Consider the following 19,092-nt stretch of genomic DNA (forward strand, 5'->3'; position numbering starts at 1 on the left):
GAATAAATACATTAGTAATATATTGTAGAACAAATTATAGATGTCGTTTACTCTTTGACAGAAAAATATACCTAAAATATTATTTAATAATTGATACAACTTTGACCTGTTATTTTTTACCAATTCTAGTAAATGACTATATAGTCATTGATATAAAATACGAATAAATTATGAACTGATAAAATCATCATAATATATAATACAATAAATATAAATTACTAATTAATAATCTATTATATAATTGATTTTAATTAAATATAAGAAAATTATTTAATATAACACCAAATAAAAATAAAATATTATTAGTTTTATGTTACATGTAATATAGTACTTTAAATAAAAATAAAATATAAATTACTTTTGTATAAAATTATTCAATATCAGTCATATAAGATAATATTTTACCGATCATGTACAAAGAAAATCAATAAAAATACGTAATAATTAAAGATGATGACTTAAAGTCATATATACGAATAAAAATAATATTTTATTCTTGATGTAATCAATACTATTGATTCTGCGTTTCTTTATCAGAATGATATGAATCAATGCTAAATTAAAAAATTATTTATCTCATACATGCTTAATATTGATTATATATCAATAGATATCTATCTACTAATGTAGTGTACTACATACAGTAATAAAATACTCACTAAATAATATGCTGCTATTAACTCTAAATCTTGTCTTAAAATTCCACTCTTATACAAAAACCGTATGTATGTATTTTCTCTATTTACTATTCAAGGTAATGTCCCTATGCAATTTACTACTCAAAGTAAAATGCTTAACACTCTATCCATAAATGACAGGCACTTTTTAAAAAAATCAAAATTCTTCAATATTACTAATTACATAATAGTTTATGTCTAAGTAGTACTATAATATAAAAAATCTAAAAACCAAAAAACAAGCGTACACATTATACGATAAACTAAAGCTTCTAATAATGTTAAAACAGTATAAATTACAAAATATACTAGTTAAAGAGTATTAATAATAATTATTCTCATAACCATTATTATATATAAATATATTATTATATAATAATAATTAATTTGCATAATAAGCTGGAAAATATATATTTAAGTATACTCTGCGTCTTGCAAGACAAGGATCTATTAACATAGTAATGCCGTCACTACTACATCATACTAAATTTGTATTTATAAGATAGAACAAAATTCTAGAATATAAATAAAAAGCATAAATCATAATATCATAAATAAATCATGAACAAACTCTAATCATTACCTGATATTTATTAGCATCTACCTATAATATATATTTGTTCTAAATGTATATTTTATAAAGTATTCAGACTAGACACTCGTGATGACCTCTAATACCAGCATCTATTAGATAGATACTTTCATTTAAATACCATTAAAGAGAAATGCATCGAAGCTGTGAAATTTACGATAGTATTTTTTCTTGAAAAATATATGATCTTGTTTTGTTCTAATGTCTCAACTATAATTTATCTACTCTTCTCGTTTATTTTTATTCATGAAATATTGAAGGATGATAGATTAATAACAACGATAGTCGAAGCAATATTGCGATATCACCGATCCTTCTGAGTGATGCAAAAACTTATCTATTAGTATCGATATAAAAAACAAGACCATTATAATCATTTGATATCAAAAAGAATACTAAGAAATACTATTACGTCTTATAATAGTGTCAAAAAATATTGATATCATCGTGATCAAAAGGTAATATATCCATTACAAATATGACTGAAAAAATGAAAAAATCGTATCTAGACAGACTCACAATCTAAAAATAGAGCTAAAAATACTTAACACACTACAAGTTTTATCTACTCTAGGTACATAAAATATTCCGATCTAGAACAATAAAAGATTTATTCAAGTGAGAATCTATTCTATCTCACTGAAAACATAAGATATCCAACTCCTACAGAAGGATGTAGCTACCTATATATACATCATATATATAGAACTCTAAAATATTTATATCAGAAATGTATTAATACTCCATAACCTGTACTGACCTAATCATATAGTAGTAATATTTTTCTATACAAACTTTACACCAAAACGATAAATTAACATTACTACTAATTGAATACATACTGATTGCGTATAAAAAGTTCAATTTCTTGTAAAATACAATATGTATACTATTATTTCGTGCAAAAAAGCAACAATGATCAAATTCTACTTATATAATCTTCGTTTTGCCAATATATGACAATCACCAATTATGATCTGTGGCATGCGCTACTGTGACTCATTATAACAAAAATAGAAAGATCATGTTTTAAAAGCACGATGTTATCTAGTGTGTATTAATAGAGTTTTCATTGAATCGGTGGGGATATTAATTCTCTTATTGATATTAATACATCTCTTTAAGAATATTACTTTTTAATGTATTTAAGGAATGCGACGCCAATTTGCTTCATATATCGTCACTTCAGCATTTAATGCATCTATCTTGGCTAGCATAAGCTCCCGACAATGTAGGGCCAGCTTACGTGCTGAGTAATTATGATAGCTAGTTGTATCAATTGGCTGTAGCATTTCAACAATCGCTAAACCATTACGGAATCGATTAAGTTTTATTTTATGATGCGTGTTAGATACTACTACTGGTATAATGGGAACACCAGAAACTATAGCAGCATGAAATGCACCCATTTTAAATGGTAAGAGACCACGTCCATAGCTACGTGTTCCTTCTGGAAAAATCCAGAACGATATTTTCTTTTTTTGAAATTGAGATACTAACCCCATCATAGTACTGTACGCTTTAGTGTAATTCTTCCTATTAATTAAAAAATTACCACTTAACCAATATAACAACCCGAAGAAAGGTATCCATAGTAAGCTTGCTTTTCCCACAGTAACAGTCATTGGTTGCAACATGTTAGATGCGGTAATAAGGTCAAAATTATTTTGATGATTGCAGATGTAAATCGCATTTTGATAATCTTGCAATCCTGCTGGTTTACGTAATTGCACCTCTAGCCCAAAAACTGGTGCCAGGCGACCAAATAAATGACTAAAAATGAATACATGCCGCGGATCTCGAGGTTTGTAAAAACAACAATATATACAACCAAAAATACACACCAGCACTGAATAAATAATCACAACAAAAACGCGCAATACAGCAAGCATGATTTTGTGCCCTTCTGAAAGATATAAAATGTTGTTGCAAATAAATGCACTAAATTCTTATTGGTCACGCACATACTAGAATCATATGTAATATGATAATTTCCACATGCATTCTATACAATATAAACACAACATCTCATTAAAAATTAACAAAAAGACATCACGTACTAAGAATTGTTGTAGTATGCATTATATATCATACCTCTAAATACAGATTACCACTTTAAGTCTCTCACTCTTATGCTTTTTATTTACCCTCTTATATACAGTACAAGTACAGTTCTAAGATATGTCGTCCTTCTATAACACTTAGCAATAATTATTAATTATATTACTATACCTAGATCAAAATTATTCATGATAAAAAATCAGAAAGTACTATGTGGTAAAAAGACCATTTTATACTTTCTGCGATATAAAAATATTTTCTTTAGTCTCTAAACTGTATATCTGCAAAAAATATAAAATAAAATATATTTACATTATCTCGCTGATATCGCTATTAGAATGCATGAATCGCGGTATCAAGCTCAGATTATGCATAATACTTCACAGAAAAATTCGCAGCATATTTCTTCTTTCTTTATGTTGAGTACAACTACATAAAAACTGATCTTTTATGAAAAATTTTACAATTGTAAAATTAGCACTACACTGGTAGTGTGTGTTAGAGACTAAATGTTAGAACCTTTTTATTAAATTCTTTTAATGATAGACACAGTGACTAATGTATAGAATAGCGGACTGATAAATCCTATCTACCACAACCTACCAAATTGTGACATATGGTTGTATCGTGTATCTTTATCTTTCATATCTTTTAAAACCATGCTTGTCACAAAAGATACAACAACCAATACGCATAAAATCCTTACATGTACAGAATCCCTGATAATCTTAAAGTATTTGACAAAACTAAAAAAGATTTTATACCGATAAAAATCGCAATATACGCTAGTATCTTTCTGTAAAATAGAATTAATCAAGAACATAGCTAATACGTATCACTATGAGATATAAACTCAATAACACCTTAAAAATATACTATCCATTCATCAAAGATGGAATATTGACCAACATACTAGCGCCACCAGACTAAATATATATTAAAAATTCTTCCTAAAATGTTTTTAGTTTAATACGGTAGGTAAAGTTCACATTAAGAACCTGATCCGCAATCTCTGCTATATGAACTAAATATCATTATAATATCTAAACAATAAAGTTTTTATCACTTAATATAGACCAAACATATCATGCATAATCTCCTCATGATCTTGAGCTATTTAATATCGAAGAAAGACCACAGGCATTGAATTGATTGCATGACATCACGCAAACTAATTTTGCATTATATCATCTAATTTAGACATCACCAATGTAGCATTAGTACCGCCGAATCCAAAACTATTAGACATAACTGTAGTTAATAAACGCTGAGAGGTAGAGGTAATAATGTCTAACCCCTCCGCTGCTGGATCTAGTATATCAATGTTAATACTTGGTGCGATAAAACCATATTCTAGCATGAGTAGTGCATAAATAGCTTCTTGAACACCTGCGGCGCCTAGTGAATGACCGGTCATTGCTTTAGTAGCAGATATAGCTGGTTGATACTCAGAAAAAACAGCACGAATGGCATCTAGTTCTTTTACATCGCCGATCAATGTTGAAGTTCCGTGTGTATTTAAGTAATCAATCCTTGAAGATACCCCCTGTAAAGCCATGCGCATACAACGCATTGCTCCTTCTCCGGAAGGAGCCACCATATCTAGTCCATCTGATGTCGCGCCATAACCTATAATCTCCGCATAAATATGAGCATTACGACGAATAGCGTGACTGAGTTCCTCAACCACTACCATACCACCACCACCCGCAATGACAAAACCATCACGCCCCACATCATACGTCCGTGATGCTTTTTCTGGTTTTTCATTATATTTAGTTGAGAGCGCACCCATGGCATCAAATTCACACGACATCTCCCAACATAATTCCTCACCTCCACCAGCAAAAACAATATCCTGCTTACCTAATTGAATCTGCTCAACAGCATGACCAATACAATGTGCAGAGGTGGCACAAGCAGAACTAATAGAGTAGTTTACACCATAAATCTTAAATGGTGTTGCTAGACACGCTGAGACGCCAGAAGCCATTGCTTTGGTTACCATATATGGACCTACTCCTCGTAAACCCTTGGATCTCATGCCATCTACGCTAGCTACCTGATAAAATGGAGAACCTCCGCCTGAACCAGCCACTAACCCCACACGTGTATTATTCTGATACTCTGCTTCACTTAATCCAGAATCCTGGATCGCTTCTTGCATAGACAAAAAGGCATAAATAGAGGCGTCGCTCATAAAACGTAAAGATTTACGCTCAATACGTGATGCGATATCTTTTTTAGATAATTTAATATTACCCCATACATGACTACGCATCCCAGAATCCTTTAGCTCTTGTGAAAAATTAATCCCAGAGCGACCTGCACGTAAAGATGCTAGCACTTCTGCTTGGTTGTTGCCAATACTAGAAATAATGCCCAAGCCAGTAATCACAGCGCGATTCATTTCATACCTCTTTTACTTCTTTGTGTTAGCATTAGAGAGAAACTCTAGTGTATAATTGTGGGCTTTCGCAGCTTTATTAAATTTAATTTATATTTGCAATATATATTTATGCTTATGAGAATCTTATATCACAGTCTTTCATATGCATGCTTAAATGAGTTGTTATCTAATACGATACGATGATTCAATAAATTATTGTGATGCAATATCACTGTAAGATCATGACAAATTTTTACTTGTCTACCACAAGAGTTTTGCTATATAACGAATGCAAAATACTAAAAATTTTTCTAAAAACACAGTTAAATGCATGCAAGAATTCTATTTTTGTAGTTAAATTTGTATTTAAAAAAATATTATAGTCAACACTATTATACGGTTGTTTTCTTGAAAAGTAGTACTTTTATAATAGGCCCGGTATAAGATCGCACATGAATTCTTGCAATGTTGTGATGATATATTGATGAGCTACGATTACATCATGTGTCACTGACGCTGAAAACTATAAACTATATCAGTGATCTCAACTATGTGTTTAATATAAATGTTTTCTTTATGGAACATTTTCTAATATCTATAGTGTTCCGTATTGTGTTCTATTAAAGAGCTATTTTCTTTTCTATCACCCTTATTGATATCCCTTAAAGCTTATCGAGGTTTCTAAGAACCAAAATAGTACATAAAGATGATATCCAAACATCAAATTATAAGGTTCATTATCATAGAGCACTGGATTTAATGGTGCTAGTGAATAGTTAACTATAAAATAATTAAGTGCTTTATGAAAGATAGAGTATCTTTTGACAATATGCGTATGATTTACTTCTAATTATACAAGATATAGAATACATAAAAATATACCCAGCTAACCACTTTAAATCTTTGCTAGAAAATACTAGAATAGTATGGTCGTGCTGGTGCTATACGTATACGTACAATACCGTAACATCTTTTATATCATGTCTGTTTGATTAATCATTTATTCTATGCGCTATATAAACATTCCTAACACAATCACTAACCAGTGATATATGTTATACCATATTATATCTAGTATTTAATTACATAAAGATATATAATTATATATGTTCAACACAACATACCCATAACCATCTAAAAGAATCCTTATATATTAAAATAATACATCGATGCTAGATTATATTAAATCAAATAACATCTTTTCTAACTTTCTTTGGTCGATATTAAAATGACGAATACCTTCTGCTAATTTTTCTACCGCCATGGGATCCTGATGATGCTGCCATAAAAATTCACCTTCAGTGATCGGTTTAGGCTGATCCTGCCGCACACCATTATAAAAAAGTGTACGGGTGATATATCCTTTAGTTTCAGATAATTCCTTTAAAAACTTAGGGGAAATGGTTAAACGATCACACCCTGCAAGAGCAATAATCTCATCGGTATTTCGAAAACTAGCACACATGACTGCGGTCTTATATCCATATTGCTTATAATATGTATAAATTTTTCTCCCGAATAGCACACCAGGATCAGTAATAGATGTATACTTTTTAATAGCAGTATTAGCCTGATACCAATCAAGAATGCGACCTATAAACGGAGAAATTAAAAACACACCAGCTTCTGCACAAGCACGAGCCTGCGAAAAAGAAAAAAGCAAAGTCAAATTACACCGAATACCCTCTTGCTCTAATTGAGCCGCAGCACAAATACCCTGCCAAGTTGCAGGTATCTTAATTAAAATTCGCTCATTAGGAATGTCGTGATCGTTATACAGAGTTACTAATCTCCGTGCCTGCAGTATACTATTTTCTGTGTCATACGCAAAACGTGCATCGATAGCTGTCGAGACACACCCATGCACATACTGAAGAATCTCGACCCCAAGCTGTACAGCTACATACTCGACGGCATATGCCGCCTGTTTCTCTTTATTATAACTTTGTGCACGAGCCCACATAATAGAAGAATGTATTAAATGATTATATACCGAAGACCTTACAGCACTTAAAATTAGCGACATATTGGTAGTTGCATCTTGAGGTTGATAACGTGTTACTGCTGATATGTCTCCCGTATCAGCCACAATAGTACTCACTGCCCGTAAAGAAGATAATTTATCCACCATTATGGGAATTCTCATGAAATTTTATGTATTAAGATAAGATTGGATAAATCTATTTAATATATAGGTACCTATCCTATTACATATTATAGTAGCCTTAGCACACTCTTACCACTCTAAGCGAAAAACATATCTTATAAATACCATTGGATAATGAAGAACACCCTATGTCAATCAATATAACATTTCTAAAAGAAATATGATTTTCTTTTTACATCTCACTACCTTTAAGTACAATATCAATATAGTCAATGATATTGATACAAAATAGTAAAAGATAGAGACATAGATATAGTGAAAGATAATATAAGTGTTCCTTATATATCTAATAAAATATTCCTAAGGTCAGTCATCTCATAACGCCACGCCAAGTATAAAGACTATAGTTCGTGACAAACCCATAAAAACTCGCTATACTTTACTGTAAAGCTGACTAGACAGTCGCTCTAGCGTAACTCCTGCTTGTTACAGAAGAGCTATGCTAGAGAGGAAAGTCCGGGCTCCATAGGGTATGGATGCCAGGTAACACCTGGGGGGCGCAAGCCTACGACAAGTGCAACAGAAAAAAAACCGCCAATAACCTATATGATAGCATGTATAGATGATGCTTCGTCTACTAGCAGGTGAGGTAAGGGTGAAATGGTGCGGTAAGAGCGCACCACACGACTGGTAACAGTATGTGGTACGGTAAACTCCATCCGGAGCAAGGCCAAATAGGAGCTCATTAAGTATGGCCCGTACAGAGCTCGGGTAGGCTGCTTGAGCCAGTAAGTGATTACTGGCCTAGATGAATGACTGTCCACGACAGAACCCGGCTTATCAGTCAGCTTTAATATGCTGTCATCATATTACTCACAAACTAAGTAATATCAGATTAATTAAAATAAATACAAACTACTGCTTTTGCAATTTATTAATGCTGATTCAAAACATCAAAAGTAACATTATAATGTTACAAACACTTGTCATCATATACAATAGATGCACTGTAGTCTTACACTATCTGAGCTGTAGTCTCAGATAATCCTTATACTTATCTATGGAATAAAGCAAAGAACATACCATTACCAACACAAAAGACTCACTAAGAATTTTTCTATATCAATATATCACAAAATCTTGTATGTGTATGTCACCACACTTAAAATTTAAAAAATTTTATTACATATCCTAACAAAATATTATTAATACAACTATTCAAATATCTATCTATTATTACACATGAATTATACTTCATACCTAATTCTAGGTAATGTTTATTACTAACTAATTCTCAATAATATGATTTAATCGATATTACCTAATTTCCTTCTGCAGAATATTACAAATGCACCCCTCTGCTACAAAACGCTACATATGTTAATATGTGGGTATGTCATACTCTTATGTGTATACTTCATACACTTGCTAATAACTTTTCATCAATAATGAAAACTTTATTTATCTTCTGTAAGGTGGCACGTATCAAATCCAAATTTTATAATATAATAGTATGATAATACTGTATAGTATCCTACTGAATATCTCCGTTGTTTAATCGTTAAATTGCAATACATACATATATAAAAATATTCTTATATGATATTACGATACTTAACATTAATTAAACACGTAACTTACGTTATGCATGCTTGTAAAATCCTATTACTATGCAAATAAACCGCAATATGTCTTATGGAGGTAAATATGATTATTAAACCGCGTGTGCGTGGATTTATTTGTACTACATCGCATCCTAAGGGATGTAAAGCTCATGTAGAAAAACAAATTCAATACGTAATAGCTCAACCAAAAATCAAATCAGGACCTCAAAGAGTGCTCATAGTGGGTTCTTCCACAGGATATGGGTTATCCTCTCGGATTATGACTGCTTTTGGATGCGCAGCTAGTACTATAGGGGTCTTCTTGGAACGTCCAGGTCGAGAGCATAAACCGGGGAGCGCAGGTTGGTACAATGCTGCTACATTTGAAGAACTAGCTAATACAGCAGGCCTCTACACAACTAATATCAATGGAGATGCATATTTAAATTCTGTCAAAAATAAAACTATTGAGATAATTAAAAAAGATTTAGGACAGGTAGATCTGGTGATCTACAGTTTAGCTGCACCACGCTGTACCCATCCACAAACAGGAAAAATTTTTCACGCTACTTTAAAACCAATCGGAAAAATATTAAAAACAAGGGGACTAGATACAGATACAGAGACTGTAGTGGATATTTCCTTGGAGCCCGCTTTACAAACAGAAATTGATGGAACGGTAGCTGTAATGGGCGGACAAAATTGGCAAATGTGGATTAATTCTCTTCTACAAGCAGATGCTTTATCAAAAGGGGCTAAAACTCTTGCATTCACCTATCTTGGTGGGAAAATTACTCATGATATTTATTGGAACGGCTCAATTGGTGCAGCAAAGAAGGATTTAGATAGGCGTGCTCTATTAATTCGTCATACTCTTGCGGAGCATTGTCAGGGCGATGCACGTGTAGCGGTTCTTCGCGCAGTAGTGACTCAGGCGAGCGCTGCTATTCCAATGATGTCTCTCTATTTATCACTGCTCTTCAAGATAATGAAAGAAAGAGGTACACACGAAGGCTGTATTGAACAAATATATGGATTATTTAAAAATAGTGTATATAATACCACACCTATAATAGATGCAACAGGGCGTCTTAGGGCAGATTATGAAGAAATAAACCCCGATATTCAAGAAAAAATTTTTCGACTTTGGTATAGTGTGAATAATAAAAACATTCATACTATAACTGATCTGCATGGATATAAAAAAGAATTTATGAGATTATTTGGTTTTTGTTGGGACAACGTAGACTACGCACAAAGCACTAATCCGCTTGTTACCATGAAAAATCTTATTCAAATGTGATATTTTACTCAGCACTCGCGGAATGGATGAGTGTCATCTTCTATTTTTAATAGTATGTCAATACACATACCCAAGCACGGGGCAGCTATGCAATAACAAACTATCTATCAATGGATATTTGTTTATATAGGAAAAGAGTTGCAGAAACTTTCCATCTTTATTTTAAAATATTTACTATGCCTTATATTGTGATATTTTTTCTGATCCTGAAATAATATATTTTAACTTACTTAATTTGATATATCCATAAGACATATAATACATATACGAAAGTAATAAATGATACTCCACTAGAGGTTAGTATGATGATGGAACGTACGTTATCGATAATCAAACCACACGCAGTAGAAAAAAATGTTATTGGTGAAATTTTTACTCGATTAGAACGCACGGGATTTAAAATAATTGCTATGAAAATGGTGCATTTTAGCCCAGAACAAGCTATAGAATTTTATGCCGAACATAAAAAAAGACCATTCTTTAAAAGTTTAATTCAATCTATCACTTCTGGTCCATCTACAATCTTTATACTAGAAAAAGATAATGCCATCCAAGATTTTCGAAACTACATAGGTGCTACGAATCCAGAAAATGCTGCTTCTGATACAATCCGTGCAGATTATGGAAATAACATCACTGAAAATGCCATTCATGGTTCTGATTCTGCAATATCAGCTACCCGCGAAATTAATTATTTCTTTAAAAATCACGAAATATTGCCACGATTGCGTTAATCGCAAGATCTATGTGCCATGGCATTCTATCAATTCACGAAAGAACACAAATTCTTTAAAACTTTTTAATTCACATATCGATCTAGTGACTGCATGCCTCCTGACATAAAAGAGATTTCCTAATCCAATAATATATAATTTATGAACTTTTACACGCTCTCTCTACTATCAGAAGTACCTTTTCACATGAAACTACATATGCTATAGCATTTTTCAATATATATTTTATATATAAATAAATTAAGTAACAGTAAAGTACTGTGCTCAATAATACATCTTTAATAGCTGCAAAGAAAAGAAAGACGGTATTACAAAAAGTGTTATATTATTAAGATGTTATAACTCAAAACATTTCTTTGCAGCGCTGGAATAACGATTATAATCTATTACATGGTCTTTAATAATGATGCAAATACTATGCAATAATTACCAATCTAGTCTAGCCTATTCAAAACCTGTCTCATGTATAAGAATTAAATAGGATGAATATCTATTAAATATTTTTTCGTAATCAATTCTATATATATAAAATATAACATGATCTTCCGCATGACCACTACCGATAAATTATACTTTTTCATCGATGGTAGATTACGGTTACCGGTATAACTAGTTAATATAATATGGAACACTATTTATGCGCACACTAACACTTACGCCATGGTATCCATTGCATATACAGACTACACAAAGCAAAGAAAAAATTAATCTTTTAGATCTTAATCGTCCACAAATGCGTGAATTTTTTAATCATTTAGGTGAAAAATCCTTTCATACCGAGCAAGTCATGCAATGGATCTACCACGCTTACTGCTGTAATTTTGATAATATGACGAATATTAGCAAGCCATTCCGCAATAAATTAAAAACAATCGCGGAAATTAACGCACCTGAAGTAACAGAAGAACAAAAATCATCAGATGGCACTATTAAATGGACCATGACGGTCGGTAACCAGAAGATTGAAACAGTATATATTCCAGAAAAAGATCGTGCAACGCTATGTCTATCTTCACAAGTTGGTTGTAAGATAGCTTGTACCTTTTGCGCTACAGGACAGCAAGGCTTTAGTCGTAATTTACGTGTATCGGAAATTATTGGTCAAGCATGGCGTGCAGCCAAAATCATTGGCACCACTCAGTGTATAAGAAAGCGTCCTTTTACTAATATAGTGATGATGGGTATGGGCGAACCACTATTAAACTTTGCAAATGTCACATCAGCCATCCAAATTATGTTAGATGATTATGGTTTTGGTTTATCAAAACGACGAGTGACTATATCCACATCAGGTGTTGTTCCAGCAATAGATAAACTAGGAGAAAATCTAGATGTGGCACTAGCCATTTCCCTGCATGCGCCCAATAACGAGCTGCGTAACCAAATAATGCCAATTAATAAAAAATATAATATCGAAGATTTACTTGCATCAGTAAAGCGCTACATTAAAAAATCTCGCGCTAATAAAGGAAAGGTAACAATTGAGTATGTTATGTTAAATAGCATTAATAATAGCACAGAAAATGCACACCAACTTGCGAAGCTTCTCAAAAATATTCCATGCAAAATTAATCTCATCCCATGGAACTACTTTCCTGGAACATCATATACCTGTAGCTCAAGCAACTGTACTAATATTTTTGCTCAAATCCTAATGGAATATGGCTTTACTACTATAATTCGACAAACTCGCGGTGCTGACATTGATGCTGCTTGCGGACAATTAACCGGAAGTATCATAAACCATACTGAACGTGATATGAAAAAGACAGTATATCCATGACTAGCAACCACTATAAAAACGAATGTCAATACAGATGCTTGGACTCTATAGGAGGTATCATAATCCTATTTAATTTAATTAGAAAACTAAATATATCAGAATAATGAACTAAATCGTTCTTGTGTATAGAAAAAAGCCTTAAATATAGAGCATGATAAAATATGATAGATTTACTAACAGACTCGTAACTAAAACAAGGAACTCCTTATGATCAATATGATTATAATGCATGTATGGACAAAATATAAAATATACATGCAATATTAACTTATAGCTAATACATAATATTACATTCTGAGTAAAGGTGTTATGACAATGCATGATCTCACGATTGAGCAAAGATAATGCACTAGAATTACAGTTTAAGATCCTCTCAAATAGAGACGATATAGTAAATTGCTGATTTTATTCTGATCTGATAATATGTAAGACTTGTAAAATGGCTTAGAGCGTATCTAGTATATCTACACCAGCATAATGCATATGATTGTGCAAGTTACTCCATAATAGTCACACCCATATGATTATTACTCTATGATACAATAAGAACATATAAAACACAGAGTGTTCGATGGCTAATAAAATCTACGATAGATATATAGTCATATTCCTATCCTAATGAATTTATCATAGTTCACTAAAGACTCTTCCTCACGAACGAAAAAAGGATCTTTATGTTTTACTATATGTACAAACTAACTTAAACTTTTCCACTATGAATACAGTAGAAGCATTTTTCACTCATGAATACTGAAAAAACTCGAGATATACATAATAACATGAATTCCACAGGGGAACGCCTGCGCAATGCCCGTGAAAATCTAGGTCTAACTCAGAAAAACATTGCTGATCGTCTCTGTCTAAAAATATCTATAATTCGCGATATCGAAGAAGATAACTTGCCTACCTCACTAGCATCTACCTTCCTTCGAGGTTATATTCGCTCATATGCTCGTTTAGTGCGAATTCCAGAAAAAGAATTAAGATCAATGTTGGCTCAAAACACACCGATCACCGATCCACAAGTGGCCATTATGAAAAGTTATTCATTGGGTAAAAATAAAAATAAAAAAGATAACCTTTTATTTATTTTTACCTGGTTTATACTATTATTTTTAATTGGATTAACTGTCATGTGGTGGTGGCAAAATAGTATAACAGATCAAAGTAATGTAGTATTAGTACATGATCCATACACGGCAGTCAAAACACACAAGCATTAATAGTTATGGTAATCACAGTACCTGGACATAATGTATCATATATCTTTTATACTCTGACGAGTGATATGTACATCCTCTAACGAAGAAAAATAAAATATTTTCATTCATGGATACCATAGTAAATAATGTAATGTACTCATACTATGCCTAAATATTACAAATATAAAAAAAGAGAAAAAGTGAAATTTTATAGCTCAATGTCTGTAAAGACATAATTATTTTTGATTATTAAAAGTAAAAGCACTTCTTCTGCTAGAACGCACTCAGACAATGATACTATCAAATGCTATTCGCTTATAACTTCAATACAACATACATATATTGCGCGCATATTCTGAATGAAGTAGATTATGCATAAAAATTTATTACACATTAAGTAGAGTTTTTGATACCTGACAGTACTTTATTGTCATAAAACTATAATTACAATACAAACGAAAAATTATATATGATATTATATGTTAATAGAAAAATCGAGCTTAGATATACGCGTTATCCTATTTATGTTACTTGCAGCCACAACCAATCTATATTGAGCGTGCTAATAGCGCAATCACTACCACTAAAGTGACATAATATATATTTAAGTCAAAAACTGTACCCATCTAACCTCAAGAACCATATCATACATTTATATCGAGTAATAAGTTACTGTGGAGAAAATATGTATCATATAGAACCTATTACCCGTCGCCAATCGACACGTATTTATGTTGGAAAGGTTCCTGTAGGTAACGATGCGCCTATTACTGTTCAATCTATGACTAATACTGCTACCACTGATGTTGCAGCAACTGTCACGCAAATAAAAGACCTAGAGCGTCTTGGTGTTGATATTGTACGAGTATCAGTACCTACTATGGAAGCCGCAGAAGCTATCCGTTTGATCAAAAAACAAGTTCAAGTCCCCATAGTTGCAGATATTCACTTTGACTATCGTATTGCTATCAGGGTGGCTGAGTATGGGGTGGACTGCCTACGTATTAATCCAGGTAATATTGGCAATCAATCTCGTATTCGTGCAGTTGTGGATTGCGCACGACATCATAATATTCCCATTCGCATTGGGATCAACGGTGGATCACTAGAAAAAAATATACAAGAAAAATATCCAGAACCCAACCCACAAGCATTGCTAGAATCAGCTTTACGCCATATTGACCACTTAGACAAACTGAACTTTGATGCTTTTAAAGTCAGTGTTAAAGCATCTGATATTTTTATTGCCATAGAATCCTATCGTCTCATCGCACAACAGATTAGGCAACCGCTGCATCTCGGTGTTACAGAAGCCGGAAATGCACGCGCTGGAGCAGTAAAATCAGCCATTGCGATTGGTTTACTACTATTAGAAGGCATTGGTGATACATTACGCGTTTCTCTAGCAGCTCATCCAATTGAAGAAGTAAAGGTTGGTTTTGACATTCTTCATGCATTACGTATTCGATCAAGGGGCGTTAATTTTATTGCTTGCCCAACATGTTCACGTCAAGAATTTGATGTCATCGGTACAGTCAACGCATTAGAGGAACGACTAGAGGATGTAATGACGCCGATGAATGTTGCCATAATGGGATGCATGGTTAATGGACCAGGTGAAGCTAAGATTGCAGATCTTGCTGTTACAGGCAGAAAGAAGAGTAGTGGTGTATATGAAGATGGTATTCAATTACCGGATCGTCTAGATAATAATCTGATTATTGATCAGCTGGAGGCTCGTATTCGTACTAAAATCAAGACTCTAGAGGGACCTCCTTGTATTAATATCAAAAAATAAAAACACGGCTAAAAACAATATTTTCTGCTTTCTTGATGTCCAAGTATAGTAACAGCACTAAAAGGTATGATTTTTATATTGTATGCTAACCAACTATGTGCTCTCATTGAGCCTAAATTTCAGACCATTTGATCGCAAGAGAAGATATATAGTGACGAAAACTATCCAAGCTATTCGTGGTATGAATGATTATCTACCATCAGATACCTCTGTCTATCAATATGTGGAAAACAGGATAAAAAAAGTATTATTAAGCTATGGTTTTAGTGAAATTCGCCTCCCTGTGATCGAACCAACAATCTTATTTACACATGCGATAGGTGACATCACTGACGTTGTTGAAAAAGAAATGTACACCTTTAATGATCGTCGTGGGAAAAGCGTCACTCTACGCCCAGAAGGCACCGCAGGCTGTGTACGCGCAGGTATCTCGAATGGACTACTATATAACCAAGAACAACGTCTATGGTATATGGGCCCTATGTTCCGCTATGAGCGGCCGCAAAAAGGCCGCTATAGACAATTTTACCAAATTGGTGCTGAAATATTTGGTTTACAGGGTCCAGATATTGATGCAGACTTAATCATGATGACTGCTAGATTCTGGAAAATATTAGGTATTTCCGACTGTATACACTTAGAATTAAACTCTATTGGATCACTAGAATCACGAAAACATTACAACCATGCTATCATAAGGCTTCTGGAAAAAAATGTACAAGTATTGGATGAAGACTGTAAACGTCGTATGTATTCTAATCCACTGAGAGTGTTGGATACTAAAAATCCTGCTATACAAGCATTGTTGGATAATATTCCACCCATCAAGAACTATTTGGATGATGAATCATACGAACACTTCAACAAACTATGTCGATTATTAGATATAACTGGTATTTCGTATCATGTCAATCAACGTTTAGTACGAGGTCTCGACTACTATAATAACACAGTTTTTGAGTGGGTTACTAACAGTCTTGGTGCTCAAGGTACAATCTGTGCTGGTGGACGATATGACTGCTTAGTCAAACTATTAGGTGGACGGCATACTCCCGCTATTGGGTTTGCAATTGGCCTAGAACGCCTAGTTCTTTTAGTTCAAAAGACATTTCCAGAAATAACAAAACCTCAAAGCATCGATCTCTATTTGATTGCTGTCGGTAAAGGCACGGAACATGCCATGCTACTTCTCTCTGAAAATCTACGGAATGAACTGCCAGAATTAAAAATAATACAAAATTTTGGCGGTGGAAATTTTCGTAAACAATTTTCTCGGGCGCATAAATATGGAGCACGTTTTGTACTTATACTTGGGGAATCTGAAATTGCCCACCATCATTGTATTATTAAGAATTTATGTAATGGCAAACAGCAAATAGTACCACTATCTCAAGCATCTTATATCATTCGTTTACTATTAAATATCTCAAAAAAATAAAATATTCACTACACCCCTATGGCACAATTTGGCTAAAAAATCAAATGATAGAACCAATATGACTCATATGCCGTATGACCAAAAATAGCAGCGACTATAAGAAGGTATGACAATCATAAGTCCTTGGTCCTAGATTTTTTAAAAATCTTTATAGGATATATTTCGCATAATAGTCACAACGATAGTAAATATATTCTATATATAGTGACATCATCCTGAGTGTGGATTTAATAAGATATAAATATTCCAATAAAAGATCAAAGATTGCTTGTTTAGCCATAAATATAAAAAAGAACGTAAGATAATTACATGTAGTCTTGAGCAATATATCTCAATATTCTTCTGTATGTCTTGATTCACTACTCTATCTCATAGAGGAGATGCATATCATGCGTTATTTTAAAAGTAATTAAGATACTAGGGAAAAAGTAGAAGAACATGCTTATATGATAAATACTTATACAACAAGTAACAAAGAGGCGCGGACTCAATTATAATATTTAATTATCTGTTTCAATAACTGTATCATATAACTCACTACTTCTACGAAGATACATCATCATAAATTGCCGTAATAGAAAATATTCTATCTCGATACATCATACAGATATATATGTTATGTACATATACTAATATCCTTTAGTATTAACTTAAATAAAAATAAAGGATCAACTAATAATTGATAGACTATAATAGCAGAATTATGAGAATAAATATCATATAAACGAACACGTCTTTTTATAAAATCGTGATAGATAGAGAGATAGCGCCTGCCTAAAAAGTAAACACTTAGAGATAAAAAACTTTATCATACCTTTTACAATAGACGGTATTAAAACAGTTAATGCGCTATTTTCTATAAACGACAATAATCAATCAATAGACACCTTACCGATTCCTCTCAACAGGAATCGTTATCTAATCTTTTCGTCATCTTTTATATGATACTTCAGTAATAGATTTGTTGTTTCTCACCATAAACATCCTGCACTTATCAATAGGTGCATATTGTCATGTAGCATATTCAGTATTTTTCTAACAAGGAGAACGAATGTATATTTTACATATAATCATTGATTGACTGACATATCATCACTTCTTCTATCAACGTGAAAATATACTATGATTTATTCACTATATCTATACTAGATATATTTATCTCTATGCAAATATATAAATTTATGAAAAATATCATCACTGATGAAGCTATGATATTATAGAGTGTAAGTCTTGATCATAGTACACTAACTTAGTGCACTACTCCTTCGTAATTTTAATAGAAACACATATCTTGATGAAAATGTCAATATAATATACATGCTGAAAATATTGTCAGACAATCACATAATTACTAAACTTATTTATCATTGCACTCTTGTTTCTGCGTAAATATAAGGACAATCA

Annotated in this window: 9 protein-coding genes and 1 other RNA gene; 7 read left to right on the forward strand and 3 right to left on the reverse strand. The window is 32.6% G+C overall.

Annotation, left to right across the window (positions count from 1 at the left end):
• Window positions 1–2,414 precede the first annotated feature (2,414 nt).
• The 3 genes from ERCILAFE3058_RS02555 to tal all read right to left on the reverse strand — a co-directional run bounded on the left by ERCILAFE3058_RS02555 (window position 2,415) and on the right by tal (window position 7,850).
• The gene (locus ERCILAFE3058_RS02555) at window positions 2,415–3,161 is read right to left on the reverse strand and encodes a 1-acylglycerol-3-phosphate O-acyltransferase (protein WP_157989884.1); all 747 of its coding nucleotides are present in this window, start codon (window positions 3,159–3,161) and stop codon (window positions 2,415–2,417) included.
• 1,340 nt (window positions 3,162–4,501) lie between these two features.
• The gene (fabB, locus tag ERCILAFE3058_RS02560; protein ID WP_157989885.1) at window positions 4,502–5,740 is read right to left on the reverse strand and encodes a beta-ketoacyl-ACP synthase I; all 1,239 of its coding nucleotides are present in this window, start codon (window positions 5,738–5,740) and stop codon (window positions 4,502–4,504) included.
• 1,156 nt (window positions 5,741–6,896) lie between these two features.
• Window positions 6,897–7,850, reverse strand: a complete 954-nt coding sequence (tal, locus tag ERCILAFE3058_RS02565) for a transaldolase (protein ID WP_157989886.1) — start codon at window positions 7,848–7,850, stop codon at window positions 6,897–6,899.
• Between the two features lie 422 nt (window positions 7,851–8,272).
• Between tal and rnpB the strand changes: the two genes are divergently transcribed.
• The 7 genes from rnpB (at window position 8,273) to hisS (ending at window position 17,688) form a co-directional block, all read left to right on the forward strand.
• An RNA gene (gene rnpB / locus ERCILAFE3058_RS02570) (RNase P RNA component class A) lies at window positions 8,273–8,682 on the forward strand.
• An 851-nt stretch (window positions 8,683–9,533) separates the two neighbouring features.
• A complete protein-coding gene (gene fabV / locus ERCILAFE3058_RS02575) occupies window positions 9,534–10,733 on the forward strand; it encodes an enoyl-ACP reductase FabV (RefSeq protein WP_157989887.1) in 1,200 nt (399 codons plus the stop codon).
• Between the two features lie 302 nt (window positions 10,734–11,035).
• Complete coding sequence (ndk, locus tag ERCILAFE3058_RS02580; RefSeq protein WP_157989888.1) at window positions 11,036–11,467, forward strand: nucleoside-diphosphate kinase; 432 nt, start codon at window positions 11,036–11,038, stop codon at window positions 11,465–11,467.
• 637 nt (window positions 11,468–12,104) lie between these two features.
• Window positions 12,105–13,250, forward strand: a complete 1,146-nt coding sequence (gene rlmN / locus ERCILAFE3058_RS02585; protein ID WP_157989889.1) for a dual-specificity RNA methyltransferase RlmN — start codon at window positions 12,105–12,107, stop codon at window positions 13,248–13,250.
• A gap of 743 nt (window positions 13,251–13,993) precedes the next feature.
• Window positions 13,994–14,473 carry a cytoskeleton protein RodZ gene (gene rodZ, locus ERCILAFE3058_RS02590; RefSeq protein WP_157989890.1) on the forward strand — a complete coding sequence of 160 codons (480 nt, stop codon included), beginning with the start codon at window positions 13,994–13,996 and terminating at the stop codon, window positions 14,471–14,473.
• Between the two features lie 664 nt (window positions 14,474–15,137).
• The gene (ispG, locus tag ERCILAFE3058_RS02595) at window positions 15,138–16,250 is read left to right on the forward strand and encodes a flavodoxin-dependent (E)-4-hydroxy-3-methylbut-2-enyl-diphosphate synthase (protein WP_157989891.1); all 1,113 of its coding nucleotides are present in this window, start codon (window positions 15,138–15,140) and stop codon (window positions 16,248–16,250) included.
• 151 nt (window positions 16,251–16,401) lie between these two features.
• Window positions 16,402–17,688 carry a histidine--tRNA ligase gene (gene hisS, locus ERCILAFE3058_RS02600; RefSeq protein WP_157989892.1) on the forward strand — a complete coding sequence of 429 codons (1,287 nt, stop codon included), beginning with the start codon at window positions 16,402–16,404 and terminating at the stop codon, window positions 17,686–17,688.
• Window positions 17,689–19,092: the final 1,404 nt, after the last annotated feature.

This window comes from Candidatus Erwinia haradaeae, assembly GCF_900698955.1.
Lineage (GTDB): Bacteria > Pseudomonadota > Gammaproteobacteria > Enterobacterales > Enterobacteriaceae > Erwinia_E > Erwinia_E haradaeae_G.